We start from the raw sequence: 25,603 nt of genomic DNA, 5'->3' as shown, positions 1-25,603 counted from the left end.
TTTTTTGTTTTCTAAAGTGGAGATATAATTTTGAATGATAATCAAAAAATAAGGTTTAAACGGGCTCAGAATAATTTTAAAAAGCATGCATATCAAAAGAGTTCCCAAGAGTTACTGGCTTTGTACGACGAAGTTGATGACGATCAGGTGGTTGATTTGTTAGGGCATTCTCTCTTTAATGAGAAAAAATACGTTGAATCATATCGTTTAGTTGAAGACAATTTTAACTACTTAGTTGAAAATGATATTGAGCTTGTGGTTAATATTTATTTAAAAAACCGCAAGTTTATTCCTTTACGAATCATTGTTGATACGATTGATGTCCCTAATAAGAATGATGTAGAGCAAGAGATTGAATCACTAGAGAAAATTAACAATGCACAACAGGTTGAATCAAATCGAGCAAACTTGAAGCACTTTATGCATATGGGCGGTGAATCAGGAATTACTCAACGTGATATTATGGAGAAAGCTGAGGAGCTCCCATATAACCAGTATTTAAAGGGGGCTCAATTTAATTTAGTTGATCCTGATGTTAATCCAATATGGAGAAATCAATTACTCAATAATTTAGCTAAGTTGAAGTTCAATCAGCCCGTTAAATTTGTTTGGATGGACGGAAAGACTTATACTGTTACTCTGGACCAATTGGTAGATGAGTTAGATTCACCAGCTTATCAAGAAATGCAGAAAATTATTAATAATCGTTATGGACAAGAGGATCCCATTCGTTTTCAGCAGATTTCTCAGGCCGCTGAATATGATGCTCAAGTCTTGTATCCCTTCATTGATAAAACAATTCAAGATCCAGAAGTCTGGGTAACCGCTATTCACCGTCATATCATTAATCCCAACATGGTAGTTGATAATAATAAATTAGGACCAGTCGATCGTTGGCTAGAAAAAATTGATAAGATAATGAACTTATTATTAAAGTAATTTAAGAAATTGATGATATTTGGTTTACAAATAATTTGTCAGTGGATATAATATGAAAGTGAATTCCAAAAAAGGTGAGCATTTGGCCTTTTACGGAAAATGTAGTATAATTACTGACAAAGAGACATTGGTGTTTTTACTGATGTTTGTCTTACGAAAATGACAGGAGGGTTTCATAAATGGCAAAAGAACATTATGAAAGAACAAAGCCCCACGTTAATATTGGTACTATCGGCCATATTGACCATGGGAAGACTACTTTAACTGCAGCAATTACTAAAGTATTATCAGAAAAGGGTTTGGCTAAAGCTGAAGACTTCGCTGATATCGATGCTGCACCAGAAGAAAAAGAACGTGGTATTACTATTAATACTGCGCACGTTGAATACGAAACTGAAAAGCGTCATTATGCACATATTGACGCCCCAGGACATGCTGACTACGTTAAGAACATGATCACTGGTGCTGCCCAAATGGATGGTGCTATTCTTGTTGTTGCCGCAACTGACGGTCCTATGCCACAAACTCGTGAACACATTTTGCTTGCTCGACAGGTTGGTGTTGATCACATTGTTGTCTTCTTAAATAAGACTGACATGGTTGATGACGACGAATTGATCGACTTAGTTGAAATGGAAATTCGTGAGTTACTTTCAGAATATGGTTACAATGGTGACGATGTTCCTGTTATCCGTGGTTCAGCTTTGAAAGCACTTCAAGGTGATAAAGAACAAGAAGAAAACATCATGAAGTTAATGGATGTTGTTGATGAATATATCCCAACTCCAGAACGTGATGACAACAAACCTTTCTTGATGCCTGTTGAAGATGTATTTACTATCACTGGTCGTGGAACTGTTGCTTCTGGTCGTATTGATCGTGGTAGCATTAAAATCGGTGACGAAGTTGAAATCGTTGGTTTAGTTCCTGACGTTTTGAAGACTACTGTTACTGGTCTTGAAATGTTCAGAAAGACTCTTGACAAAGGTGAAGCTGGAGATAACATCGGTGCTTTGCTTCGTGGTATTAACCGTGACCAAGTTGTTCGTGGACAAGTTCTTGCAGCACCTGGTTCAATTCATACCCACAAGAAGTTTACTGGTCAAGTTTACATCTTAACCAAAGAAGAAGGTGGACGTCATACTCCATTCTTCTCAAACTATCGTCCTCAATTCTACTTCCATACCACCGATGTTACTGGTGTTATTGAATTAGACAAGGGAACTGAAATGGTAATGCCTGGTGACAACGTTACATTCCACGTTGACTTAACTAAGCCAGTTGCCATTGAAAAAGGTACTAAGTTCACTATTCGTGAAGGTGGACATACCGTTGGTGCCGGTGTTGTAACCGAAATCGATGATTAATTAGTATTTTATTTAGAGATTGAAGACAATGTCTTCAATCTCTTTTTTATTGATACCACTGTTTTAGCGTCGATGTTTACTTTTGATGGCGCTTAAGTTAGAATATTATTTGAATACTATTACTTGAAAAAGTGTGTAAATATTTTTCATGTTGGAGGAAATGTTATGGCAGATTGGAAGAAAAAAGGCACCAATGATGGTGAACTAACCTTTGAAATTGGTCTTGATAAGATTAAAGAAGGATTAGATCGAGCTTTCAAGAAGAATAAGAAAAACATTAAAGTTCCTGGATTTCGTAAGGGTAAGGTTTCACGACAAGTATTTAATCAAATGTACGGTGAAGAAGCCTTATATCAAGATGCTTTAAACTTATTGCTACCAGATGCTTATAGTGAAGCAATTAAAGACGCTGGAATTGAACCAGTTGGTCAACCAGATGTTAGTGTTGAATCGATTGAAAAAGGCAAGCCATGGGTTCTAAAGGCTACTGTAAGTGTTAAGCCTGACGTTAAGCTTGGCCAATACAAAGGGTTAAGTGTTCCGAAGGAAAGCACTCGTGTTTACAAAAAAGATGTCGATGCTAAGTTAGATAAAATGCGTCAATCACAGGCTGAACTTGTTTTGGTTGATCGTCCTGCTAAAAAGGGTGACACTGTTACAATTGACTTTGAAGGATTTGTTGACGACAAGCCATTTGAAGGTGGAAAAGCTAACAACTATTCTCTTGAACTTGGTTCAGGTTCATTCATTCCTGGCTTTGAAGACCAATTGATTGGTAAAAAAGCTGGCGATGATGTTGATGTAAAGGTTACTTTCCCTAAGGACTATCAAGAAAAGTCATTAGCTGGGAAAGAAGCTACTTTTAAAGTTAAGCTTCATGAAGTTAAGGAAAAACAATTACCTAAACTTGATGATGATTTTGCTAAGGATGTTGACGAAGACGTTGACACACTCTCTGAGTTAGAAGACAAAATCAAGAAAGAGCTTAAAGAACAAAAGGAATCAGCTGCTCATGATGCTAAAGAAAATGCTGCAATTGGCGAGGCTGTAGATAATGCTACTGTTAAAGATATTCCTGAAGTAATGATTAATGATGACGTTCAACGTCAAATGGATCAATACCTCGCTGGAATGCAACAACAAGGCATCAATGCTGAGACGTATTATAAGTTAACTGGTACTAAACCAGAAGACTTAAAGAAGCAGTTTGCCGATGGTGCTGATCGTCGTGTTAAGACGAACTTAGTCTTAGAAGCAATTGTTAAAGCGGAAAAGATTAATCCAAGTGAAGCAGACATTCAAAAAGAAGTTAGTGATCTTGCAAAACAATACGGAATGGAAGAAACTGCCGTTCGTAGTGCATTATCTGATGACATGTTAAAGCATGATATTGGAATTCAAAAGGCTGTTGATATTGTTGTTGACAGTGCTAAAGAAGAACTCAAATCAGCTGCTAAGAAATCTTCTGAAAAGAAGGATTCCAGTAAAGAAAACAAGAAATAATTTATACAAGATGGGATCCGCTTTTGTTAGGGCGGGTCTTTTTTTGTAGAGCAAATTATTTTAAAAGATTCTATTAGTATGGTATAGTTTCAAATTGCAGGCAACGAAACGAATTTAACAAAAAGGAGAGATATCATGTATGATGATTCAGATCAAAATGAGACCATTACTTGCTCCTTTTGCGGAAAGTCACAGGATCAAGTAAAGAAGATCGTGGCTGGACCAGGCGTATATATTTGTAATGAATGTATTGATTTGTGCGAACAGATCATGAGCGAGGAATTAAACAAGACTACCACTGAGGACATTAATGTTCTTACTCCAAGTGAAATTGTTAAAAAGCTTGATGAGTATGTGATTGGTCAAGATGAAGCTAAGAAAACCTTAGCGGTCGCTGTGTTTAACCATTATATGAGAATTAAAGCTTTAAATGATTCTGAAAATAGTGATGAAAGTGATAATGAAGAAAAGAATCAAACTCATCATTCTTATGATGATGCTCAGATTCAAAAGAGTAATATTGCTATGATCGGACCAACTGGATCCGGTAAGACTTATTTGGCACAAACGCTTGCAAAGATTTTAAATGTACCGTTTGCAATTGCTGATGCTACCACTCTTACTGAAGCAGGATACGTTGGTGAGGATGTTGAAAATATTCTTTTAAAACTTCTTCAAAATGCGGATTATGATGTTGATAGAGCCGAAAAGGGTATTATCTATATTGATGAAATTGATAAAATCGCTAAAAAAGCTGAAAATGTCTCAATTACGCGTGATGTATCCGGTGAGGGAGTTCAGCAGGCGCTCCTGAAAATCTTAGAGGGAACTACCGCAAACGTCCCACCAAAGGGTGGCAGAAAGAATCCTAGTCAGGAATTTATTAAGATTAACACCAAAAACATTCTCTTTATTGTTGGTGGTGCTTTTGATGGTATTCAGGATATTGTTAGACGACGTTTGGGTGATAAGACCATTGGTTTTGGCGTCGATAACCATGAAACCCAAGATGTTGCTGATGAGGATATTATGCAGAAAGTAATCCCTGAAGATTTAATGAATTTTGGTTTAATTCCAGAGTTTATCGGTCGTTTACCAATTTTAACTGCATTAAACAAATTAAGTGAGGATGATCTGGTCAAAATTCTTACTCAACCTAAGAATGCGTTAGTTAAGCAGTATCAAAATCTACTTTCACTTGAGGGAGTTAACTTGACGTTTGAAGATGATGCACTTAAGGCAATGGCAAAAAAGGCAATTGCTCGAAATACTGGTGCTCGTGGACTACGTTCGATGATTGAAAGTGTTATGCGTGATATTATGTATTCACTTCCAAGTCGTGATGACGTGAAAGAAGTAATTGTTACGCCTGAATCAGTTAACGGTGGCAAAGAACCCAAAATGGTATTAAACCGTAACTAAGTAATCGAACGGAGATAATGATGGATGTAAATGATGTTGAACTAGTAATGAGTGCTGTTGATCCTAAACAGTATCCCAGTACTGGTTATCCTGAAATTGGTTTTTTAGGACGTTCTAATGTTGGTAAATCTTCTCTAACAAATGTCTTAATTAATCGAAAGGACTATGCGCACACCTCTGGACAACCAGGGAAGACCCAAACCCTTAATTTTTATCGGGTTAATGATGCATTCTACTTTGTGGATGTTCCTGGTTACGGATATGCTAAAGTATCAAAATCAGAGCGGGAAAAATGGGCTCAGATGATTGAAACCTATTTAACTCAGCGTGAACAACTCCGTGGTGTAGTTAATTTAATCGATGGAAGACACGCGCCAAGTGATTATGATATTCAAATGCGTGATTGGTTAGATTATTATGGAATCCCGGTACTTTACGTGGCTACTAAGGTAGATAAAATTCCTAAAAGTAAACGGAAAAAGCAAGAACAGATCCTGCGTAAAGGATTAGAATTAGAAGATGATGAACCATTGGTCATGTTTTCTGCGAAGACAAAAGTGGGAGCTGATCAAGTATGGGATTGGATTGAACAACAAATTAAGTCATAAGAAAATCAGCTGTGTGAACAGCTGATTTTCTGTTTATTTGGTTTTATCTTGATCCAAAATTTTATTCTTTTTTGATTCGCGTTGATCTTCTTTATTCTTATGATTTAAAAATTTAGCACGGTTAGGATCTTTCGGATTTTCTTTAGCGAATTTACTGAACATGGCATCAAGATCTTCATTTCTTCTAATTTTTAGTCCCATATTGATCGCTCCTTTAACTTCATCATAGCAAAAAAATCACTTAATGTCAGTTTGTTATACAAACTGTAACTAATTCATTATAATTGTAACAGTGACACTTATCGGAAAGGAGGGAGTTTCATGGCATCCGATTTAATTGAACGAAAATTAACGTTGCTTCCTGATCAACCTGGTTGTTATATTATGAAAGATAAAGATGGCAAGATTATCTACATTGGGAAAGCTAAAAATTTAAAAAATCGAGTTCGATCTTATTTTAAAAGTACTCAGTATGGTCGACGAGCAAAGTTGGTGCGAAATATTGCTGACTTTGAAACCATCATTACCTCAAATGATAAGGAAGCCTTTTTACTTGAGATTACTTTAATTCAGAAACATCGTCCCTACTATAATGTACGTTTGAAGCAGGGGCATAGTGGTTATCCATACATTAAAATTACCAACGAACGTGATCCTAGGATGTTGATTACCAATACCGTTAAAAAAGATGGCGGGTACTACTTTGGACCATATCCTAACGTTTATGCGGCGGATGAAACGTTGAATTTCTTACAGAAAATGTATCCATTAAGGCGTTGTAATGGTTATCAAAAGCGGGCTTGCTTGTATTACCACATGGGCCAGTGTTTGGGAGCTTGCTTTAAAGAGGTTCCCAAATCGGAGTATGATGCTCAAATTAAAAAGATTAAATCCTTCTTAAATGGTAGCGTTGGACCTGCCAGACAATTATTAACTAAACGAATGAATACGGCGTCAAATAACATGGAATATGAACGGGCAGCCGAACTGCGTGATCAATTACATTACATTGATGCTACCGTTGAGAAACAAAAGATTATTTCCCATGATAATACTCCCCGCGATGTATTTAATTTTTATGCTGACAAGGGCTGGCTCTCGGTTCAAGTCTTCTTCATTCGTCAGGCTCGTCTAATGAAGCGTGAGAAAAAATTATTTCCAATTATTAGTACCTCTAATGAAGAAATGACTAGTTACATTGTCCAATTTTATAATGATTCTGATCGAATTCCACCAAAAGAAATTTTGGTACCAGCATCAATTGGTCATGAGGTTCTTTCAAAAATGATCGGAGTGCCGGTTAGAACTCCACAACGAGGGCAGAAAAGGGCCTTACTAGATATGGCTGAGCATAACGCTCGATTAGTCTTAAATGAGAAGTTTAAGTTAATGGAGATGGATCGCAGGAAGACCACTGGTGCGATGGATGAACTCGGTAATGCTTTAGGAATTGGTCATATTGGTCGAATTGAGGCTTTTGATCATTCCCACATTTCTGGTGCCGATTTAGTTTCTGCTATGGTAGTATTTGAAGATGGTAAGCCTAATAAAAAGAAGTATCGAAAGTATAAGTTACGGACCGTTGATCATGCTGATGAAGCAGCTAGCACGCGTGAAGTTATTAGAAGACGTTATACACGTTTATTAAAAGAACACGCTGAGATGCCTGATTTAATCCTAATGGACGGTGGCGAGATTCAGATGAATGCCGTGAAGGATGTTTTGGAAAACGAACTCGACCTTCACATTCCGGTAGCTGGAATGGTCAAAAATGATAAGCATAAAACTGCTGATTTATTATTCGGTAGTAATGATCATCACATTAATTTAAATCCAAAAAGCCAAGCCTTTTATCTTGTTCAACGGGTGCAAGATGAGGTTCACCGTTTTGCCATTAATTATCATCATCAGCTCCATAACAAGAATTCGATGACTTCAAGGTTAGATAGTATTAAAGGGGTTGGACCGAAGACAAGGAATAAATTATTGAGAAAATTTGGTTCAACTAAAAATATCGCAGATGCTAGTGTAGATGACATTCAAGCGCTTGGAATCTCAAAGAAGGTTGCTCAGACCGTTAAGTTTACTTTCGAGAATGATGTGCCAGTAGCTAAAATGATGAAAAACTAGCTAGAAAATGGAGAAATTATGTTTGTAGATCAAGTAAAGTTTAAAGTCAAAGCTGGTAAAGGTGGCGACGGAATGGTTGGCTTTCGTCGTGAAAAATATGTTCCCAATGGCGGACCGTCTGGAGGAGATGGCGGACACGGTGGAAACGTTGTTTTTAAAGTTGACACTGGGATGTCCACTTTGATGGATTTTAAGTATAAAAAACAGTTTAAAGCTGAAAATGGTGGCAATGGTGCAAATAAGAAAATGACGGGTGCTAGTGCTCCAGATTTAGTCGTAAGTGTACCAGATGGAACCACGATTTATAATTCGGAAACTGGTGAACCGATTGCAGATTTGACTAAGTCCAATGATGAAGTTGTCATTGCCAAAGGTGGTCGTGGTGGAAGAGGAAACGTTCACTTTGCTACGCCGAAGAATTCAACTCCTGAAATTGCTGAAAACGGTGAGCCAGGCCAAGAAATGGAAATTGAACTTCAGTTAAGATTGTTAGCCGACGTTGGATTAGTGGGTTTTCCATCAGCAGGGAAATCAACCTTATTGAGTGCAATTACTTCTTCGAAACCTAAAGTAGCTCAATACCATTTCACGACCATTGTTCCTAATCTTGGAATTGTAAGAAATCATGATGGAAATGATTTTGTGATTGCCGACTTACCCGGTCTAATCGAGGGAGCTTCTAAGGGAGTTGGATTAGGCTTTGAATTTTTACGGCACATTCAAAGAACACGAGTCATCCTACATGTGGTTGACATGAGTGGAATTGAGGGTCGTGATCCGTACGATGATTATCAAAAGATTAATCATGAATTAGCTAACTTCGATGAAAGTTTATTGAAGCGGCCCCAAATTATTGTGGCCTCAAAAATGGATATGCCAGACGCGAAGGCAAACTTACAGTTATTTAAACAGGAGTTATCCGATCACAACGATCACGTTGCAAGTGAAATTGTTCCGATTTCATCAGTAACTCACACGGGGCTAAAAGAGTTAATTAGAGAAACCAGTCAAGCCCTTGATAAAGCTCCTAAATTTCCAATTATGGGAGCTGAAGAAGCTAAGGAAAACAAAGAAGTGGTTTATCGTGCGGATGAGGATGAGAAGCCATTTACATTAACTAAAGATGAAGATGGGACTTGGGTTCTATCTGGAGATAAGATTGAACGAGTGATTCAAATGGCCAATACGGAACATGAACAGGGAGTCTTAAGGTTGGCTCGTAAGCTCCGTGGAATGGGAGTAGATCAGGCCCTTAGAGACGCTGGTGCTAAGAATGGTGACCTTGTTTCAATTTTAGATTTCACTTTTTCGTATGTTGAATAATTCTAATAAAAAAGGATGGTCCTTAACTGGACCATCCTTTTTTATCCAAATATCAATTGATCATTTTTTAAACGATAGCCAAATAGTTTTGGAATTTCATTGGTTTTACAGAATAAGGATAAATGATCATCTAATTGACTGGTTCTTGTGTTAAATTGACTTAATGTTAAGGGATGCTTATATTTATTTGGTACTAGTAGTATTTTTTGGTCAGAAAATTCAATATCAAAAATTGGGAAAATATCTTTGTTAATCTCAACGTAGATCTTATATGAGTTACTTAAATCTTCTGATGAAACGTAGAATTCGTTTAATCTCAAAATAGTCACCTAGATTTCAGCTTATTATTGCCAATGTGATATGCTACAATTATATGGTAGTTCTTCACGAGTGTAAAAATTTGAGTGTCAAAAAGGAACGATAGAATATGCAATTAGAGTTTTTTGGAACTGGTGCTGGAGTTCCTGGTAAGTTTCGCAACGTATCCAGTGTCGCTTTAAGGTTATTAGATGAGATTAATTCCGTATGGTTGTTTGATGCTGGTGAAGGAACCCAGCAACAAATTTTGCGATCAACCTTAAAGCCACGTAAAATCAATAAAATCTTTATTACCCATCTTCATGGGGACCATATTTATGGTCTACCAGGATTGTTATCAAGTCGTTCATTTCAAGGTGGCGATGATCCAGTGACCATTTATGGACCTCATGGGATTAAAAACTACGTTCAGACTAGTTTGCAAGTGACTCAGACTAAGTTAGGGTATAGAATAAAATACGTTGAACTAGGTCAGCCTGGCAAAATTTTTGAGGGTAGAAAATTCACGGTTTATGCTGAAAAACTTGATCATCAAGTTCAAAGTTGGGGATTTCGAATTGTTGAACATGACCATCCCGGCGAGTTGCTTGTTAATAAACTTCGTGAAAACAATATCCCAGCAGGACCATTGTATGGCCAACTTAAGCAGGGAAAAACCATACAGCTTAATGATGGGAGAATCATCAATGGGAACGACTATATTGGGAAAGCTCAGAAGGGAAGAATTATTACTATTCTGGGAGATACAAGAAAAGTTGATACCATTAATGAATTAGCTCAAGATGCAGATGTTTTAGTCCACGAAAGCACTTTTGGAAAGGGTGAAGCTAAATTAGCCCATAACTATTATCACTCTACTAATATTCAGGCTGCTAATACGGCCAAAGAAGCGAACGTGAAGCGGTTACTATTAACCCATATCTCGGCAAGATATACTGCTAAGATGGCACATGAATTACAGAAACAGGCACAACAGATTTTTCCAAATACTAAGGTAGTTAAAGACTTTGATTTTATTGATATTCCCTTTGATAAGGGAGAGGAGAGTACAAAATGAAAAAGCAAATTTCAATGATTCTAAGCATGGTTTTGATTGTAATTGTGGCTATTTTTGTTCTATTGAACATGTCAAGTGCTGAAATTAATTTTGGTTTTACTACGGTTAAAATGCCTTTAATTCTTGTACTCCTACTAACTTTATTAATTGGGGCATTAATTATGTTCCTGCTATCAATGATTAGTTCGTTTAAAAATGGATCTCAACGGAAGAAAGAGAGCCGTAATTCACAAAAAGTCATTGACGGATTAAAGGATCAGGTTACTGATCTGAACAAGCAAGTTGATTCACTGCAAATGCAACTTAAGAATTCAATTAGTAAACAAAAAGTTAATCAAGATAATCGCAACGTAGAAGATGTAATTAATAAACAACAAAAAGACGACGAAAAATAGTGAAAAGAGGATCCTTATTTGCTTTCTTCAAAGTATAATTGGAAGTTAAAACAAAATAATATTAATGGCGATGCTGTTAATCAGTTAGCAAGTGAATTGGGTCTGGAACCATTGGTCGTTAAGTTGATGTTTGAACGTGGCTATGATGATGCTGATAAGATTAAGCACTACTTAAATCCCGATACATCCGATTTAAATGATCCATTTTTAATGCATGATATGCAAAAAGCGGTTGATCGAATTGACACTGCGATTGAAAAGGGCGAACAAATTACCGTTTATGGCGATTATGATGCCGATGGCCTGACTAGTACGTCTATTCTTTATGAGACATTGGTAGAGATGGGAGCAGATGTGCGGTACTACATTCCCAATCGTTTTAAAGATGGCTATGGTCCAAACATTAAAGCCTTTCAAAAAATAATTGATAGTGGAACTTCTTTGATTGTAACTGTTGATAATGGAGTTGCTGGTTTTGATGCGATTGAAGAGGCCAACAAATTAGACTGCAACGTAATTATTACGGATCATCATGAATTACCTCAAAAGTTGCCAAATGCATATGCCATTGTGCATGCTCAGTTAGGGAAGCCCACTTATCCATTTCAGTACTTATCTGGTGCAGGGGTTGCCTTTAAGCTTGCTACGGCACTGATGGATGAGATCCCGCAAGATAAGCTAGATCTAGCTGCAATTGGAACCGTGGCTGATTTGGTGTCCCTTACAGGTGAGAATCGAGCACTTGTTCAGTTTGGCTTAAATGTGATTCATTTAACGGTTCGACCAGGATTAAAAGCATTAATTAAAAGAGCTGGAATTGATCTAGATCAAGTTGATGAACAAGACATTGGTTTTAATATTGCCCCACGACTAAATGCTCTTGGGAGAATGGGCGATGCTAATATGGGCGTTGACTTGTTGACAACGGTTGATGATGACCAAGCCAATGAATTAGCCAAGAAAACCGAAAAGAAGAATGATCAAAGAAAGTTATTGGTTAGTTCGATTACCGATGAGGCGATTGAACAGGCTAGTTTACCTAAAAATCGTGACCGAGAAACCCTCCTAATTGTAGGTAAAAATTGGCATACTGGGGTGTTAGGAATTGCTGCTAGTCGGGTTAAGGATAAATTTCATAAACCAACTGTGGTAGTTAGTATTGATGATAAGAATCAGACGGCCAAGGGTTCTGGGCGAAGTGTAAAGGGATTTGATCTTTTTGAAGCTTTAGATGGTGAGCGTGATCTAATGGATGCGTTTGGTGGACATGCCATGGCCGTTGGATTGACGGTTCCGGCTGCTAACCTTGATAAGTTGGCTAAGCAGTTTGAACAATCAGCAGCTAACCAACAGGTTGATTTGACACAGAAACCAACTCTTAAAATTGATTTTAAAGTTACACTGGATGAGATTGATCAAAAGTTATTTCAACAGATTCAAACTCTCAGTCCATTTGGTACTGATAATGAATGTCCCAGATTCGATGTTGAACCCGTTACGTTAACAAATGTCCAAGCCATTGGTAAATCGCAAGATCACCTTAAATTTCAGTTGGTAGGAGAGCACTCTCGAATTCCTGCCATTGATTTTGGAATGGGAGAGACCGCTTCAGAAGTATCTTCATTATCCGCTAATGTAAATGTTGCTGGGACCTTAAATGAAAATGAATGGAAGGGCCATACTAACATTCAGTTGATGGTTGATGATCTTAAGGTAGATGGAACGGTGGTACTGGATAAAAGGACTACCAGATTAACCACGTCCATGTTTGCAAATGACGGGACGTATATTTTCTTTAACTCGAAATTGTACCAGCAATTAAAAACCTATGTGGGTCCTCATTCTCAAGCTCTTCTAGCATCTAATGTCAACAAAGATATTAGCGATGGGGCAGTTTATATTGTTGATTGTCCTGAGACATTGGATGAATTCAAAAAATTAGTTAATCACCTTAAAAACCCTAAGATTATCCTATATTTATATAAAAAGAATCATATTTTGTCTTTAGGGATGCCAGAACGTTCTCAGTATGCTAAACTATTTAAGTTCGTTGAAACTAATAAAAATGTGAAGATTTCTGATAATATTAGATCTGTGGCCCAACATCTGCAGGTTCCTGCGAATGTTCTTGTGTTTATGCTACAGGTTTTTAATGAACTTGGTTTTATTACCATTCAAAACGGGATTTTGAATGGGATCAGTAACCCAGACAAACAGAATTTGTCAACTTCTCCTACCTATCAATTGCGTGAAGAACAGTTAAAGGTGGAGGATGCCCTTTTCAATGTTTCTCCAAGTGATTTGGTTAAAATTGTTAATGGGATTGGGAACTGATAATAAGAAAGGAAGTATTTTTTATGGCTCTTAATTTAAAAGATTATGTAGCAAGTTATCCTAATTTTCCAGAACCAGGAGTGACTTTTCGTGATATTTCGCCGTTACTAGAAGATGGAGAAGCATATCGCCAAGCAACTGACGAGATTGTTAACTATGCTAAGGGAAAAAATGTTGACATGATTGTTGGTCCTGAAGCTCGTGGCTTTATTGTTGGATGTCCGGTTGCATATGAACTTGGGATTGGTTTCGCTCCCGCAAGAAAAAAGGGGAAGTTGCCAGGCAAGACGGTTAAAGCTACATATGGACTAGAATACGGACAGTCATCCCTTTATTTGCATGAAGACGCCATTAAACCTGGGCAACGGGTCTTAGTGACTGATGACTTGTTAGCTACTGGTGGAACCATTGAAGCAACCATTGAGTTAGTGAAAGATCTTGGTGGAATTGTGGTTGGAACGGCCTTTATTGTTGAGTTGATGGACCTAAAGGGTCGCGACAAAATTAAGGATTACGATATTCTGAGTCTCATTAAATATAATTAAATTAAGGGCACTACTCGTGTTGATTGTTGTACTTTTTACGATTATACTTGAGTAGTGTTAGTTATGGCGAGTTGGCAGAGTGGTAATGCACCGGACTCGAAATCCGGCGAACCGGTTTATAGCCGGCGCGCAGGTTCAAATCCTGTACTCGCCTTACTTATATGGATAATTCGTTATCAAGATATTAGTTGGTAATGTAGATGTTTGGTCTTACTGTCTTAAATAGGCGGTAGGACTTTTTATTTTGTGAGATGATTGATCAATTATTTTGTCACATAAAATGGTATTCTTATGTAAATAAGATAAAGAAGTGATAGATCATGACTAATACTTTATGGACCCCATCAATGTCACGATATTATAAGCGGTTAAATCAAATTTCACATGTTTATGGTATAAGTGAGTTTCATCGTAACAACAGTAATTTATTAATTTGTGTAAAGCCATCATCTAAACAAGAGGGTTTGGATGATGTGGTTCTTAGAGATCATGAAGAAAATAGCAGTTTAAGTTCTGAATCAAGCACCGTTACTAAGCGATTGAAATTTACACCAAAAACCGATGCCGAAAGACAAGCGATAGCTTTTCGTAAGGGAATGGGCACGCCAAATGTGGATATGGCATATAATGTCACTACTAAAGACGTTGACCTAGGCAATGTGATTTTACAAGTGAGCCAATTTTTCAAGCGACCCACTGTCAAGAAGCCATGTTTTATTTACTATCATGGTGGTGATTTTGTTGGAAATGGTCCCGCGGTATCGCGTAATTTTTGTCGTAAATTAGCAGAATTAATCGGTGGTACGGTTATTAATGTTGACTATCGTTTAGCTCCTGAAGTAAATGCTGATGATTTATTGGCAGATTGCTGGCAAGGGGTTAAATTTGCTCGTGATAATGCGGAAAAACTGGGAATCGATCTTAATCATTTATATGTTGCTGGTGATAGTGCCGGTGGAAATATTGCAATTGAGATGGCTTACCTAGATTTACAGAAGGACACTCATTTAGTTAAAGGAATAGTTCCAATTTATCCGATGGTGCAAAATGACTCGGCACCTAGTTATCAAAATTTGTCAGATTTACCAAAATCACAACAGAAATTAATTAATGATATGGACAGTGGGAATATTCAAGCTTTGGGTTATTTGGGAAGGGTTTATTCTGAACCACATTCGATGAGTGAAACATTAATTTCACCAATTAACATGGCTACTAGTGAATTAAAACAAATGCCACGTACGTTAATTGTTACTGCCGGATATGATTGCTTGAAAAGCCAAGATGACGAATTTGCTAATAAACTAGCAGTTTTTCATAATGATGTTCAATTGATACGTTACGAAGGTATGATGCATGGATTTTTAGATAAATTCGGCATTGTGCCACAATCCGAGGATGTTTGTAGGCAAATGAGCGCCTGGACATTTGAAAATTGAGTGATCGGATTGCTTCATTTCATTAAATAAAAAGAGGGAATTCCGTTGAATGGAATTCCCTTTTAATTAAATATTTTTATAGTTCCGATTGCATGCGAATTGCTTTTCCAATAATCTTTCCCGGATTATCTTTGTTCAAGATAATTGGTGGATATTGCTTGTTATCTGGAATTAAGACAGTCTGATCTTTTTGGGTACTAATCCGTTTAAGGGTGGCATCCTCATCGTCATTTAGTAAGACGGCTGCAATGTCTCCATTTTCAACTTCTGGTTGGTAATGGATTAGGACGTAAGCACCATTTTTAATGGTAGGGTCCATTGAATCCCCGTCACATTTAAGCCAGAAATTATCCCCACTTGGAAGATCGTTTTTTAGGGTAGGAAAGTATCCTGTGACGTTTTGTTCCGCAAAAATAGGTTTCCCACAAGCAATACTACCAAGGATAGGAAGATCAACAGCTTCATTAACTTTTGATTTGTCTTTATTATCATTTGGATAGTTCAGTTTATCAGTGTTCCCCAATAGATAGTCAATTGAAACCCCAAGGACCTTAGCCACTTTATCTAAACTCTTAGTGCTCGGTGTTTTCTTGTTCCATGTATAAATATTGTTGATCCCGATTCCGGCTTTCTGTGCCACTAACTGAAGTGACCATCCCCGCATTCTCGCAAGGCGCTTAATTCGTTCAATTGTTGTCAAAATTGTTTCTCCTTTGTACTGAAATGGTTGGTCCAATAAATTATTTCAAATAATAGAGAAAATCATTGACATTTTATTTTATATGATTGATAATTAGTTTAGTTAAGTAATTGATCAGTCAATCCAAAATAATAATCTCAATGACAAAGGCATCTAAACTAGTTCCCTCGAAGAAAATAGTTTAATGGCATTCCATTGTTTTTAGTATAATTTCATTTTATTCCAAAGGATAGACATAGTCAATAACTTAATTAATAAATTGCGAAAGGAGGAGTCAACAATGGCTAACGTTGAATTAGAGCGTAACGCGCAAAAGGTCTTCAAAAAAATCAAAGTTGCTTTGATTAACAAAGATTTAACCCAAGTAGATATGTCGAAAATTGTTGATGTTTCACCAGTTGAGTTGAACCGTGCAATCCATGGTGAGATGAGTCCTAAGTCACAAAGAATCAGGAAACAGATTTTTAAGTATCTAAATATTAAGGTTTCTTAGATTCCTTAATTGTTCATATAGTTATAACGGTTTAAAAACTAATCGTACTAATAATGATTGCTTCGTCTTGATGATTAGTATTAGTACATTTAGTGGTAATTTTCAAAACATTTCACAGCGTAGACTGACGGTTTTAGTTGGTCTACGTTTTTTATTTTAAATTAAGTACTACTAATTAATTAATTTACAAGTGGTTCAATAAAATTGTGTACAAATAATTTGTTAAATATGGGTCATTTTATGGTACGGAAGGGTGATTGCGTGGTAATATAAAAATGTTCATAGAGAACGACAATTTTAAATATTGAAGGAGGAAGCAGATATGAAAGTAGCTGTAATTGGATCATCACATGGTGGATTCGAAGCTGTTAGAGGAGTTTTAAAAGATTTCCCTGATGCTGACATCGAATGGTATGAAAAGGGAGATTTCGTATCATTTCTATCTTGTGGAATTGAATTATATCTTCAAAACGTTGTTAAGAACGTTAACTCTGTAAGTTATGCAACTCCAGAGGGAATGGAAAAACTAGGTGTAAATGTTCACATTAACACTGAAATTACTGATGTTGATCCAGAAGCCCATACATTAACTGCTTTAAACGTCAATGATGGTAAAGAAAGCACTGAAAAATACGACAAATTAATTTTGAGTGTTGGTGCTAACCCATTCCAACTTCCAGTTCCTGGTAAGGAATTAGGTAACATTTACGCAATGCGTGGACGTGATTGGGCCATCAAGTTGAAGGAAGCTGAAGTAACTCCTGGAATCAATAACGTTACGGTTGTTGGTTGTGGATACATTGGGATTGAAGCAGCTGAATCGTTTGCCAAAGCCGGTAAGAACGTTACTTTAGTTGATACTGGTAAATCCATTCTTCCTACTTATCTGGATCCTGAATTCACTAAGATCTTGGAAGCTGAATTTAAGAAACATGGTGTTAAATTAGCACTTAACCAAAGTGTTAAAGAATATGTTGGTGACGATGACGAAAACGTTTCATCAGTTATTTCAACTAATGGCGATCAGTGGGATGCTGATTTGATTATTGAAACAGCTGGAATTCGTCCTGCTACCGATTGGCTTAAAGGAAAAGTTGATCTTAATGAAAAGGGTATGATCAAGACTGATGAATACCAACGTACCAATCAGCCTGATATCTTCGCCATTGGTGATTCAACCGAAGTTACCTTCGCACCTACTGGCAAGAAGCAAATCATTGCCTTAGCTACTAACGCTAGACGTCAAGGACGTTCAGCTGCCATGAACCTTAATGATGAGAAACGAAAGACTACTGAAGTTTCTGGTTCATCAGGATTGCATGTTTTTGACTACAAGTTTGCTTCAACTGGTTTTAAGGACGTTACTGCTGAAAAAGCTGGCGTTGACGTCGAATCAGTCTTTGTCGTTGATACTGCCGTTCCTCCATTTGTCCACGATGATAAGTTGAACGCTGAAGTATACTTCAAGTTGACCTTTGATCCTAAGACTCGTGAAGTTGAAGGTGCTCAAATTATGTCAAAACGTGATGTAACAGCTAATATCAATACTATTTCGTTAGCAATTCAACAACACATGACTGTTGATGATTTAGCATATGCTGACTTCTTCTTCCAACCTAGTTTTGATCGTCCATGGAACATCATGAACATTGCAGCTCAAAAAGCTCAAGATAAACTAGATCACAAATAAAATCACAAAGGCCTGTTGACTAGTCAACAGGCCTTTTTTTACATACTTTTTGTAACTAAAATATCTCCATTTGATAATTTAAACGTTTGGTCAAATCCATTTAAGTAAATCGTGGTTCCACGTTCAGGAAAATCCTCACTTGTACCGGGAAGAAATTTGATCTCAAGTGAATGTCCGTCAGGAGCTAGATTTTCTAAAGTAGTTAATTCCATGACGTATTGGTTGTTATGGTCCACTTTAATGGTTTTGGTTTCTGATTTTCCAGGTGCTGGAAATGTGACTGTAATTCGTTTCATGTTATCCCTTCTTTCTTAGTTATTATACTCCCAATTAATTTTAATTCGTTATCAGTGTACTTACACCATAAGTGCTAGTATATAAGGTAAATCTTAAAGAAAATGGTGTGATAATAATGAAATTCTATACTTCTGATAATGTTGAACTGGATTATGATGACGAGGGAGAAAAAGATGCTCAACCTGTAATGATTTTGACGGGAATTGGGGGTTATAAAGAGATTTGGACGCTTACCGTACAAAAGTTAGTGCAAAACGGTTTTAGAGTAGTTAATGTTGATGCTAGAAATCAGGGCATGTCTGAACGAACTAGTAAAGATGAGAGGATGTCTCGTCATGCCATGGACTTATATGAAATCAAGCAGGCACTAAATTTGAAACGTCCCATCTTGTTAGGCAATTCGATGGGAGCAGCTACAATGTTTGCGTATGTTTCCTTATTCACTGATAAAGGAATCAAAGCCATCGTTGACGTTGACCAGAGTCCTAAAATGATTGCGGATCAGTCATGGCCATATGGATTTAAAGCCTTGGATTGGAGCAATTTTCCTGAATTTTTAAAACAACCCTTTGGACGATCGACATATAATAAAATTAACGACGATTTGTATAACAAGATTCAAGCCTTAAAGCAAGAATATCCATATGATGCAGATTTAAACTATCCGTTACTGGTTGATCATGCGTTTCAGGACTGGCGTGATGTTTTAAATGATTTGACGGTTCCCTTAATGATTATTGCTGGACGAAAGTCACCATTTTTTGACTATCATTTTGCAAAAGTTGCGGCCGCAATGGCTAAAAATGGTCATTATCAAATTGTTGATGATGCCGGTCATATTATCATGGCTGAACAACCAGCAGCTTTCAACAAAATTTTGCTAAACTTTGTGAAAAAAATTTAAGAAATCACAATGGCAATAAATATCATTGTGTGAATTATTAGATTTAATCTTTTGATAGCGGTCTCACATTGGTAAGATCGCTATTTATTTTTGCTTGTTAACGGACGTTATATTGGTTGACTTTGCGTATTTTAGTTAATATAATCACAATGTAAGTAGATGCGGTCACCGTCATCTACGTGAAAATAAAAACAAATGGAGGGGTTTACGTGGCTGATAATATTTATTCCATTCATTCCAAGCACACTGGAATGCTCGAGATGGAATCAGAGTTTCCCGTAAAGAACCGTGAAGAACTTAGCGAAGCTTATACACCAGGTGTTGCTGAGATTTCCAAGGCGATTGAAAAGGATCCTAGTTTAAAGGATAAGTACACAATGAGTGGAAAATTGCTTGCTGTTGTTACTGATGGGTCAGCAGTGCTGGGCTTAGGTAACATTGGACCTGCTGCTGGTTTACCGGTTGTGGAAGGCAAAGCATTATTGTACAAAGATTTGGCAAGTGTCAATGCGCTTCCCGTTGCTATTGAACAGGAAGATGCAAGTAAAATGGCTGCTCATATTAAAAGCATTCAGGATACTTTTGCTGGAATTCATCTGGAAGACATCGCTGCTCCAAAGTGTTTTGAACTAGAAGATATTTTGAGTAAAAACTTAGACATTCCTGTCTATCACGATGATCAGGAAGGAACTGCAATTGTGGTATTAGCTGGTCTAATTAATGCAGCTAAAGTTGTTGGTAAGAAGCTCAAGGACTTAAAAATCGTGATTAACGGTGTTGGAGCGTCTGGCGTTGCAACTGCTACATTACTTGAGCATGTTGGAATTAAAGACATTACCCTAGTTGATATTGATGGGGTAGTTAAACCTGATAGTCAAAATTACAACTCTTATCAAACTGGACTTGCCAAAGCTTTAAACGGCAAAGAAGGCCAAACATTAGATGATGTAATTGACGGACAAGATGTCTTTATCGGCTTATCTGATGCAAACGTTTTAAGCACCAGTCAGGTTAAGAGAATGGCAAATAATCCAATTATTTTTGCTCTGGCTAATCCAGTTCCAGAAATCATTCCTGAAGATGCTAAAGCTGGTGGAGCAAAAGTTGTGGCTACTGGATCAAGTAAATATCCTAATCAAGTTAATAACATCTTAGTTTTCCCAGGCTTATTCAAAGGACTTTTAAAGAGCGGAATCAAAAAGGTTACATACCAAATTGAGGAAGTCGTTGCCGACGCTTTAGCCAGCATGATTTCCGATCCTACTCCGGATAAAATTGTTCCTGGTGTTTTTGATGAAAACGTTGTTAAAACGGTTACGGATTCCATTATGAAATATAGTGAAAAGGGATAAGAGGTGCAATTATGGCAATATTTATCACGTCAATTCAAAGTGTGTTAGCGATTGTAATTATGATTGCCGTCGGTTACATCACACAAGGACTTGGATGGTTTAAAGAATCATTTTCTGGCTCAATTTCAAAAATTATTATGAAAGTAGCTTTACCATGTTCCATCTTTGTGGCCATGTTGAAGTATTTTCATCCTGAACAACTGGCTAATCTCTCAACGGGATTAATTTACGTTGTTTTAGCAATTCTTTTGGGATACGTCGTTTCATGGATTGAAGTTAAGTTATTTAGAGTTAAAAAGGGCCGAAGAGGTCTTATGATGACTGGTATTAATGGTGCTAATACTGTTTTCATCGGGATGCCATTAAACATTGCCTTGTTTGGTGAAATCTCAGTACCTTACTTACTGGTTTACTACATTGTTAACACGATCATCATTTGGACCCTGGGTGTTTGGGTAATTGCTGCCGATGATCCAACTGCTAAGGATGGTTCAAAGGCTAAGTTTGATTGGCATCATTTGATTCCAGCTCCATTATGGGGATTTATTGTTGCCATTCCATTTTTGTACATCCCATGGCTTCAAGAACATCTATTAGTTAACTTTGTTCAGACGACTTTAACTGACCTAGGTGCACTTGTTACACCATTAGCTTTAATATATATTGGTATTATGCTTAGATCATTTGGTCTTAAGAACATGCATTTTGATAAGGATGTTATTTTGACCCTGGTTGGTCGTTTCGTTATTTCGCCATTGATCATGGCGGCAATCATTTTCGTTGGATTTAAAGTTGGAGTATCAATGGTACCAACTTTCTCCAAGACTTTGATTGTACAAGCGGCAACTCCATCACTTGCAGTTCTTCCAATTTTGGCTCAAACTTATCATGGTGATGTTAAATTTGCGACAAACATTGTTGTTTCTACCTCAGTTCTCTTTATCATCGTAATTCCAATTATTATGTTAATCATGGGTTAGTAATAACGTAGGAGAATATTAAGTAATGGATATTGTAACTAGAGAAATTAATTTAGACGTTCCAGACCAATTTGAACAGTGGAAAACCTTTCTGGAATCACTTGGAATTGCTAATTTTTCTGGTGATGAAATTGATCCGTTAGATTACACCATTGGGCTTTTTGACGGGGACCAATTAGTGGGTACTGGTTCATATTCTGGTAACATCTTGAAATACATTGGGGTCAGTCATCAGCACTCAGAAGATGGCGTTTACTTTAATAAAGTTGTTTCCAACCTTCTGACGAATCTTGGCCAGCATGGAGTATTTCATGTTTTTGTGTTTACGAAGCCAATGTATGCTAAAAGTTTTGAACACGTCGGATTTAAAGAGTTAGTTCAAAGTGATGATGCTGCCTTTCTAGAAACCGGCGATTATAGTATTACCGACTATCTTGAAAGTTTGCCTAAGGTAAATAAATCTGAAAATAATGCTGGAATTGTCATGAATGCTAATCCGTTTACTGACGGTCATCGCTATCTGATTGAGCAAGCGTCACAAGCGAGTGATAATGTTTATGTATTTGTTGTAAGCACTGATAAGTCGTTATTTACGTCTAGCGAACGGCTGAACCTTGTTAAGGCAGGAGTCTCAGACTTAAAAAATGTAATGGTGGTTCCTGGTGGTGATTACCTGGTAAGTTATGCAACTTTTCCTTCATATTTCTTGAAGGCGCAGGCTGATAAGGTACGGTACCAAACAACTATTGATGCTCTAATATTCAAAGATTGGATTGCTAAGCATCTTGGGATTAACGTTCGTTTTCTCGGCACAGAACCCAACTCAAAGACAACGGCTATTTATAATCAGATTTTAGAAAAGATTTTGCCGCCACAGGTGGAAGTTAAAGTTATTAAACGTGATCAAAATGATGGCAAAGTAATTTCTGCTCGGACGGTTCGTCAAGCAATTAAAGATAATCAAATTTCATCAATTAAGAACATTGTTCCAAAAACAACTTATCAATTTATTGTGGATCACAAGGATGATCTGCAAGAAAGAATTAAGAAGGGAATGAAGATTAGTGGGAATTAATAAAACTGCAATGGATGGAACCTTAGAATCTTCTGACATTCAAATTACGGTTAGTAAGGGTACTGATGGTGTCCAAATTAGCCTTGAGTCAGATGTTAAGAAACGTTTTGGTGATGACATCATTGCTACCATTAAAGAAGTTGTCAAGAAGTTTGGATTAGACAACGTTAATATTAAAGCGGTTGATCAAGGAGCACTTGATTGTGTAATCAGAGCGAGAACAATTACTGCAATTCAACGTGCAATGGATAACAGTGAGCAACCAGCATGGGAGGCACTATAATGGCTGAAAATGGTGAACGACTTAGAAGAACGATGATGTTTGTTCCGGGTAATAATCCTGGCATGATTAAAGATGCCGGAATTTATGGTGCCGATTCCATCATGTTCGATCTTGAAGATTCAGTTTCTTTAGCAGAAAAAGATTCAGCAAGAAACTTAGTTTATGAAGCTTTAAAGTCAATTGATTATGGTGATGCTGAATTAGTGGTTCGAACTAACGGACTTGATACTGATTTCTTTGAAGCCGACGTTAAGATGATGGTTAAAGCTGGAATCGACGTTATTAGAATTCCTAAAACTGAAAGTGCCGCTATGGTTGAAGAAATGGAAAGCCTAGTTGCTGATGCGGAAAAGGAATTTGGAATTCCAGTTGGAACCACTCATTTGATGGCTGCCATTGAAAGTGCGGAAGGTGTTATGAACGTGCTTGAGATTGCTAAGGCTTCTGACAGAATGATTGGAATTGCTTTATCAGCTGAAGATTATACAACTGATTTAAAGACCCATCGCTATCCTAATGGCCTCGAACTTCGTTTTGCGCGAAACATGATTTTAAACGCTGCTCGTGCTGCAGGGATTGCCGCATTCGATACGGTTTATACTGATGTTGATAATGTAAAGGGATTCTTAGCAGAAACCGAATATATTCATGAGCTTGGATATGACGGGAAATCAGTTATTAATCCTCGTCAAATTCCACTGGTTAACCAAGTTTATGCTCCAAGTGAAGATGAAATTAAGAACGCTGAAAACGTACTTGCTGCGATTGAAAAAGCTAGAAAAGCTGGTTCAGGAGTTATCTCAATGAACGGACAAATGGTTGATAGACCAGTTGCACTCAGAGCTGAGAGAGTTATGAAACTTGCCAAAGCTTCTGGATTGATTGATAAGGAGGGTCATTACATTGGAAAATAAATTAGGTCGTAATTTACCCGATAAATTAATGAATGAACTGCATTTTAAACCATTTGAAACTACCAAAATTGGTAATCCCGTTTTTCAAAGAACCGCACCTAAGGTTCAGGTTCAAAATGGTCATGACAAGCTTAAAGATGACTTAAAACAAGTTGTCAAAAAGAATGTGAAAGATGGGATGACCATTTCATTTCATCACCATTTGCGAAATGGAGATTATATTTTTAATCTCGTAATGAAAGCCATCATGGATCTAGGAATTAAAGACTTAACCCTAGCACCTTCATCACTTACTGGTGTCATGAATGATATGGTAATTAAAGCCATTAAAAATGGAACGGTCACAAATATTACGACTTCAGGGATGCGTGGCTCACTAGGTGATGAAGTATCTCACGGAATTCTTAAGAATCCCGTTATCTTCAGATCACACGGTGGCCGTGCCCGTGCCATTGAAAATGGCGACATTAAAATTGACGTTGCCTTTTTAGGGGTGCCTAACTCAGATCGTTGTGGAAATGCCAACGGAATGGAAGGTCCAGCTGCCTTTGGCTCACTAGGATATGCCTTGATGGATGCTGCTTATGCTAATAAGGTTGTCTTATTAACCGATAACGTAGTTGATTATCCTAATACACCCGCTTCAATTCGTCAGACTCAGGTTGACGATGTCGTAAAAGTTGATCAAGTTGGTGATCCAAATAAAATTGGTTCAGGTGCAACTCGTTTTACGAAGGATCCGAAAGATTTGACCATCGCTCGAGCCGTTAACCAAGTAATTGTTAACTCTCAATACTTTAAAGATGGGTTTTCATTTCAAACTGGTTCTGGTGGAGCAGCGCTTGCGGTTACTCGTTACCTTCGACAGGCCATGCTTGATAATCACCTTCATGCTTCATTTGGTTTAGGTGGAATAACCAAGCCCATGGTTGATTTACTTGAAGAGGGCTTGGTTGATAAGTTGATGGACGTCCAAGACTTTGATAAGGCTGCGGCTGACTCAATGAAGAATAACAAGAATCAACAAGAGATTGATGCTTCATGGTATGCTGACCCAGATAACAAGGGTTCAATGGTAGCCCAGTTAGACATTGCGGTCTTAAGTGCTCTTGAAATTGATACTGATTTCAATGTCAATGTTTTAACTGGTTCTGATGGAGTTATTAGAGGAGCAGTTGGTGGACATCAAGATGCAGCCACTGCTAAGATGACAATTATCTGTGCTCCATTGGTTCGTGGAAGAATCCCAACGGTGGTTGATCATATCAACACTGCTGTTACTCCCGGCCAATCAATTGATGTTTTAGTAACTGAATTTGGAATCGCAATTAATCCAAATCGGCCTGATTTAATTAAGCAATTTCAAGATGTTCCAAGTCTTCACGTTTACACGATTGAAGAATTGGCTAAGAAAGCTGAAAGCATTGTTGGTAAGGAAGAACCACTTCAATATACTGATAAAACGGTTGGTCTGGTTGAATATCGTGATGGTACTATCATTGATTCAATCCGCCAGGTTAAAGATTAAGTTAAAT

The 25,603-nt window shown here is 37.3% G+C and carries 25 protein-coding genes and 1 tRNA gene; 22 read left to right on the top strand and 4 right to left on the bottom strand.

Features of this window, described 5'->3' with window-relative positions; translation table 11 throughout:
• The first annotated feature begins 30 nt into the window (after positions 1-30).
• The 5 genes from FC73_RS01705 (at position 31) to yihA (ending at position 5,839) form a co-directional block, all read left to right on the top strand.
• Positions 31-939, top strand: coding sequence for a hypothetical protein (locus FC73_RS01705; RefSeq protein ID WP_010021263.1), 909 nt, complete (start codon positions 31-33; stop codon positions 937-939).
• A 179-nt stretch (positions 940-1,118) separates the two neighbouring features.
• On the top strand, positions 1,119-2,306 hold the full coding sequence (gene tuf / locus FC73_RS01700) for an elongation factor Tu (protein ID WP_010021264.1): 1,188 nt from the start codon (positions 1,119-1,121) through the stop codon (positions 2,304-2,306).
• A 165-nt stretch (positions 2,307-2,471) separates the two neighbouring features.
• Positions 2,472-3,809: a trigger factor gene (gene tig, locus FC73_RS01695; RefSeq protein WP_010021265.1), complete on the top strand. Its 1,338-nt coding sequence runs from the start codon at positions 2,472-2,474 to the stop codon at positions 3,807-3,809.
• A gap of 135 nt (positions 3,810-3,944) precedes the next feature.
• The gene (gene clpX, locus FC73_RS01690) at positions 3,945-5,231 is read left to right on the top strand and encodes an ATP-dependent Clp protease ATP-binding subunit ClpX (protein ID WP_010021266.1); all 1,287 of its coding nucleotides are present in this window, start codon (positions 3,945-3,947) and stop codon (positions 5,229-5,231) included.
• A gap of 20 nt (positions 5,232-5,251) precedes the next feature.
• Complete coding sequence (yihA, locus tag FC73_RS01685) at positions 5,252-5,839, top strand: ribosome biogenesis GTP-binding protein YihA/YsxC (RefSeq protein ID WP_010021267.1); 588 nt, start codon at positions 5,252-5,254, stop codon at positions 5,837-5,839.
• 33 nt (positions 5,840-5,872) lie between these two features.
• Here the strand turns inward: yihA and FC73_RS07040 are convergent, their stop codons facing one another.
• Positions 5,873-6,040, bottom strand: coding sequence for an SPJ_0845 family protein (locus FC73_RS07040; protein ID WP_010021268.1), 168 nt, complete (start codon positions 6,038-6,040; stop codon positions 5,873-5,875).
• A gap of 120 nt (positions 6,041-6,160) precedes the next feature.
• Here FC73_RS07040 and uvrC point away from each other — a divergent pair, with 120 nt between their 5' ends.
• The gene (gene uvrC, locus FC73_RS01680; protein WP_010021270.1) at positions 6,161-7,969 is read left to right on the top strand and encodes an excinuclease ABC subunit UvrC; all 1,809 of its coding nucleotides are present in this window, start codon (positions 6,161-6,163) and stop codon (positions 7,967-7,969) included.
• An 18-nt stretch (positions 7,970-7,987) separates the two neighbouring features.
• Positions 7,988-9,292: a GTPase ObgE gene (obgE, locus tag FC73_RS01675; protein WP_010021272.1), complete on the top strand. Its 1,305-nt coding sequence runs from the start codon at positions 7,988-7,990 to the stop codon at positions 9,290-9,292.
• A gap of 41 nt (positions 9,293-9,333) precedes the next feature.
• Here the strand turns inward: obgE and FC73_RS01670 are convergent, their stop codons facing one another.
• A complete protein-coding gene (locus tag FC73_RS01670; RefSeq protein ID WP_010021273.1) occupies positions 9,334-9,612 on the bottom strand; it encodes a hypothetical protein in 279 nt (92 codons plus the stop codon).
• Positions 9,613-9,719: 107 nt separating this feature from the next.
• Here FC73_RS01670 and rnz point away from each other — a divergent pair, with 107 nt between their 5' ends.
• The 6 genes from rnz (at position 9,720) to FC73_RS01640 (ending at position 15,380) form a co-directional block, all read left to right on the top strand.
• Positions 9,720-10,667: a ribonuclease Z gene (gene rnz / locus FC73_RS01665; RefSeq protein WP_010021274.1), complete on the top strand. Its 948-nt coding sequence runs from the start codon at positions 9,720-9,722 to the stop codon at positions 10,665-10,667.
• Positions 10,664-11,062 carry a lipopolysaccharide assembly protein LapA domain-containing protein gene (locus tag FC73_RS01660; protein WP_010021276.1) on the top strand — a complete coding sequence of 133 codons (399 nt, stop codon included), beginning with the start codon at positions 10,664-10,666 and terminating at the stop codon, positions 11,060-11,062. The genes rnz and FC73_RS01660 overlap by 4 nt, the downstream gene beginning before the upstream one ends.
• Before the next feature lie 18 nt (positions 11,063-11,080).
• Entirely contained in the window at positions 11,081-13,396 is a 2,316-nt protein-coding gene (gene recJ / locus FC73_RS01655; protein WP_010021278.1) for a single-stranded-DNA-specific exonuclease RecJ, read from the top strand.
• 23 nt (positions 13,397-13,419) lie between these two features.
• On the top strand, positions 13,420-13,941 hold the full coding sequence (locus tag FC73_RS01650) for an adenine phosphoribosyltransferase (RefSeq protein ID WP_010021279.1): 522 nt from the start codon (positions 13,420-13,422) through the stop codon (positions 13,939-13,941).
• A gap of 65 nt (positions 13,942-14,006) precedes the next feature.
• Positions 14,007-14,095, top strand: a tRNA-Ser gene (locus FC73_RS01645).
• Between the two features lie 166 nt (positions 14,096-14,261).
• Positions 14,262-15,380 (top strand): alpha/beta hydrolase, encoded by a 1,119-nt coding sequence (locus FC73_RS01640; RefSeq protein ID WP_010021280.1) that lies wholly within the window; start codon positions 14,262-14,264, stop codon positions 15,378-15,380.
• Between the two features lie 76 nt (positions 15,381-15,456).
• Here FC73_RS01640 and FC73_RS01635 read toward each other — a convergent pair whose 3' ends face one another.
• A complete protein-coding gene (locus FC73_RS01635) occupies positions 15,457-16,080 on the bottom strand; it encodes a helix-turn-helix domain-containing protein (protein ID WP_010021282.1) in 624 nt (207 codons plus the stop codon).
• A gap of 280 nt (positions 16,081-16,360) precedes the next feature.
• On the opposite strand from FC73_RS01635, the gene FC73_RS01630 reads away from it, so the two are divergent.
• Both FC73_RS01630 and FC73_RS01625 read left to right on the top strand, forming a co-directional pair.
• Positions 16,361-16,573, top strand: a complete 213-nt coding sequence (locus FC73_RS01630) for a helix-turn-helix domain-containing protein (protein WP_010021284.1) — start codon at positions 16,361-16,363, stop codon at positions 16,571-16,573.
• Between the two features lie 322 nt (positions 16,574-16,895).
• On the top strand, positions 16,896-18,263 hold the full coding sequence (locus tag FC73_RS01625) for an FAD-dependent oxidoreductase (RefSeq protein WP_010021285.1): 1,368 nt from the start codon (positions 16,896-16,898) through the stop codon (positions 18,261-18,263).
• Positions 18,264-18,301: 38 nt separating this feature from the next.
• Here FC73_RS01625 and FC73_RS01620 read toward each other — a convergent pair whose 3' ends face one another.
• Complete coding sequence (locus FC73_RS01620) at positions 18,302-18,559, bottom strand: hypothetical protein (protein WP_010021286.1); 258 nt, start codon at positions 18,557-18,559, stop codon at positions 18,302-18,304.
• Between the two features lie 116 nt (positions 18,560-18,675).
• On the opposite strand from FC73_RS01620, the gene FC73_RS01615 reads away from it, so the two are divergent.
• From FC73_RS01615 to citF, 7 genes are all read left to right on the top strand, one after another.
• Positions 18,676-19,464 (top strand): alpha/beta fold hydrolase, encoded by a 789-nt coding sequence (locus FC73_RS01615; RefSeq protein ID WP_010021288.1) that lies wholly within the window; start codon positions 18,676-18,678, stop codon positions 19,462-19,464.
• Positions 19,465-19,715: 251 nt separating this feature from the next.
• A complete protein-coding gene (locus FC73_RS01610) occupies positions 19,716-20,816 on the top strand; it encodes an NAD(P)-dependent malic enzyme (RefSeq protein WP_050780879.1) in 1,101 nt (366 codons plus the stop codon).
• 11 nt (positions 20,817-20,827) lie between these two features.
• Positions 20,828-21,796: an AEC family transporter gene (locus FC73_RS01605; RefSeq protein WP_010021291.1), complete on the top strand. Its 969-nt coding sequence runs from the start codon at positions 20,828-20,830 to the stop codon at positions 21,794-21,796.
• A 25-nt stretch (positions 21,797-21,821) separates the two neighbouring features.
• Positions 21,822-22,871 (top strand): [citrate (pro-3S)-lyase] ligase, encoded by a 1,050-nt coding sequence (gene citC / locus FC73_RS01600; RefSeq protein WP_010021292.1) that lies wholly within the window; start codon positions 21,822-21,824, stop codon positions 22,869-22,871.
• On the top strand, positions 22,861-23,154 hold the full coding sequence (citD, locus tag FC73_RS01595) for a citrate lyase acyl carrier protein (RefSeq protein ID WP_010021294.1): 294 nt from the start codon (positions 22,861-22,863) through the stop codon (positions 23,152-23,154). Before citC ends, citD begins: the two co-directional genes overlap by 11 nt.
• Entirely contained in the window at positions 23,154-24,068 is a 915-nt protein-coding gene (gene citE, locus FC73_RS01590; RefSeq protein WP_010021295.1) for a citrate (pro-3S)-lyase subunit beta, read from the top strand. The genes citD and citE overlap by 1 nt, the downstream gene beginning before the upstream one ends.
• Positions 24,058-25,596 (top strand): citrate lyase subunit alpha, encoded by a 1,539-nt coding sequence (gene citF, locus FC73_RS01585; protein WP_010021296.1) that lies wholly within the window; start codon positions 24,058-24,060, stop codon positions 25,594-25,596. The genes citE and citF overlap by 11 nt, the downstream gene beginning before the upstream one ends.
• Positions 25,597-25,603: the final 7 nt, after the last annotated feature.

Origin of the sequence: Fructilactobacillus fructivorans (genome assembly GCF_001434095.1) — a bacterium.
GTDB lineage: Bacteria > Bacillota > Bacilli > Lactobacillales > Lactobacillaceae > Fructilactobacillus > Fructilactobacillus fructivorans.
The sequence above is the reverse complement of the archived record's forward strand: the minus strand, read 5'-3'. Positions and strand labels throughout refer to the sequence as shown.

Bases quoted from the DNA above. Each gene is read 5' to 3' on its own strand.
- tuf (WP_010021264.1), top strand. From the start codon at position 1,119: ATGGCAAAAGAACATTATGAAAGAACAAAGCCCCACGTTAATATTGGT.
- tig (WP_010021265.1), top strand. From the start codon at position 2,472: ATGGCAGATTGGAAGAAAAAAGGCACCAATGATGGTGAACTAACCTTT.
- clpX (WP_010021266.1), top strand. From the start codon at position 3,945: ATGTATGATGATTCAGATCAAAATGAGACCATTACTTGCTCCTTTTGC.
- yihA (WP_010021267.1), top strand. From the start codon at position 5,252: ATGGATGTAAATGATGTTGAACTAGTAATGAGTGCTGTTGATCCTAAA.
- FC73_RS07040 (WP_010021268.1), bottom strand. From the start codon at position 6,040: ATGGGACTAAAAATTAGAAGAAATGAAGATCTTGATGCCATGTTCAGT.
- uvrC (WP_010021270.1), top strand. From the start codon at position 6,161: ATGGCATCCGATTTAATTGAACGAAAATTAACGTTGCTTCCTGATCAA.
- obgE (WP_010021272.1), top strand. From the start codon at position 7,988: ATGTTTGTAGATCAAGTAAAGTTTAAAGTCAAAGCTGGTAAAGGTGGC.
- rnz (WP_010021274.1), top strand. From the start codon at position 9,720: ATGCAATTAGAGTTTTTTGGAACTGGTGCTGGAGTTCCTGGTAAGTTT.
- FC73_RS01660 (WP_010021276.1), top strand. From the start codon at position 10,664: ATGAAAAAGCAAATTTCAATGATTCTAAGCATGGTTTTGATTGTAATT.
- FC73_RS01650 (WP_010021279.1), top strand. From the start codon at position 13,420: ATGGCTCTTAATTTAAAAGATTATGTAGCAAGTTATCCTAATTTTCCA.
- FC73_RS01640 (WP_010021280.1), top strand. From the start codon at position 14,262: ATGACTAATACTTTATGGACCCCATCAATGTCACGATATTATAAGCGG.
- FC73_RS01630 (WP_010021284.1), top strand. From the start codon at position 16,361: ATGGCTAACGTTGAATTAGAGCGTAACGCGCAAAAGGTCTTCAAAAAA.
- FC73_RS01625 (WP_010021285.1), top strand. From the start codon at position 16,896: ATGAAAGTAGCTGTAATTGGATCATCACATGGTGGATTCGAAGCTGTT.
- FC73_RS01620 (WP_010021286.1), bottom strand. From the start codon at position 18,559: ATGAAACGAATTACAGTCACATTTCCAGCACCTGGAAAATCAGAAACC.
- FC73_RS01615 (WP_010021288.1), top strand. From the start codon at position 18,676: ATGAAATTCTATACTTCTGATAATGTTGAACTGGATTATGATGACGAG.
- FC73_RS01610 (WP_050780879.1), top strand. From the start codon at position 19,716: ATGCTCGAGATGGAATCAGAGTTTCCCGTAAAGAACCGTGAAGAACTT.
- FC73_RS01605 (WP_010021291.1), top strand. From the start codon at position 20,828: ATGGCAATATTTATCACGTCAATTCAAAGTGTGTTAGCGATTGTAATT.
- citC (WP_010021292.1), top strand. From the start codon at position 21,822: ATGGATATTGTAACTAGAGAAATTAATTTAGACGTTCCAGACCAATTT.
- citE (WP_010021295.1), top strand. From the start codon at position 23,154: ATGGCTGAAAATGGTGAACGACTTAGAAGAACGATGATGTTTGTTCCG.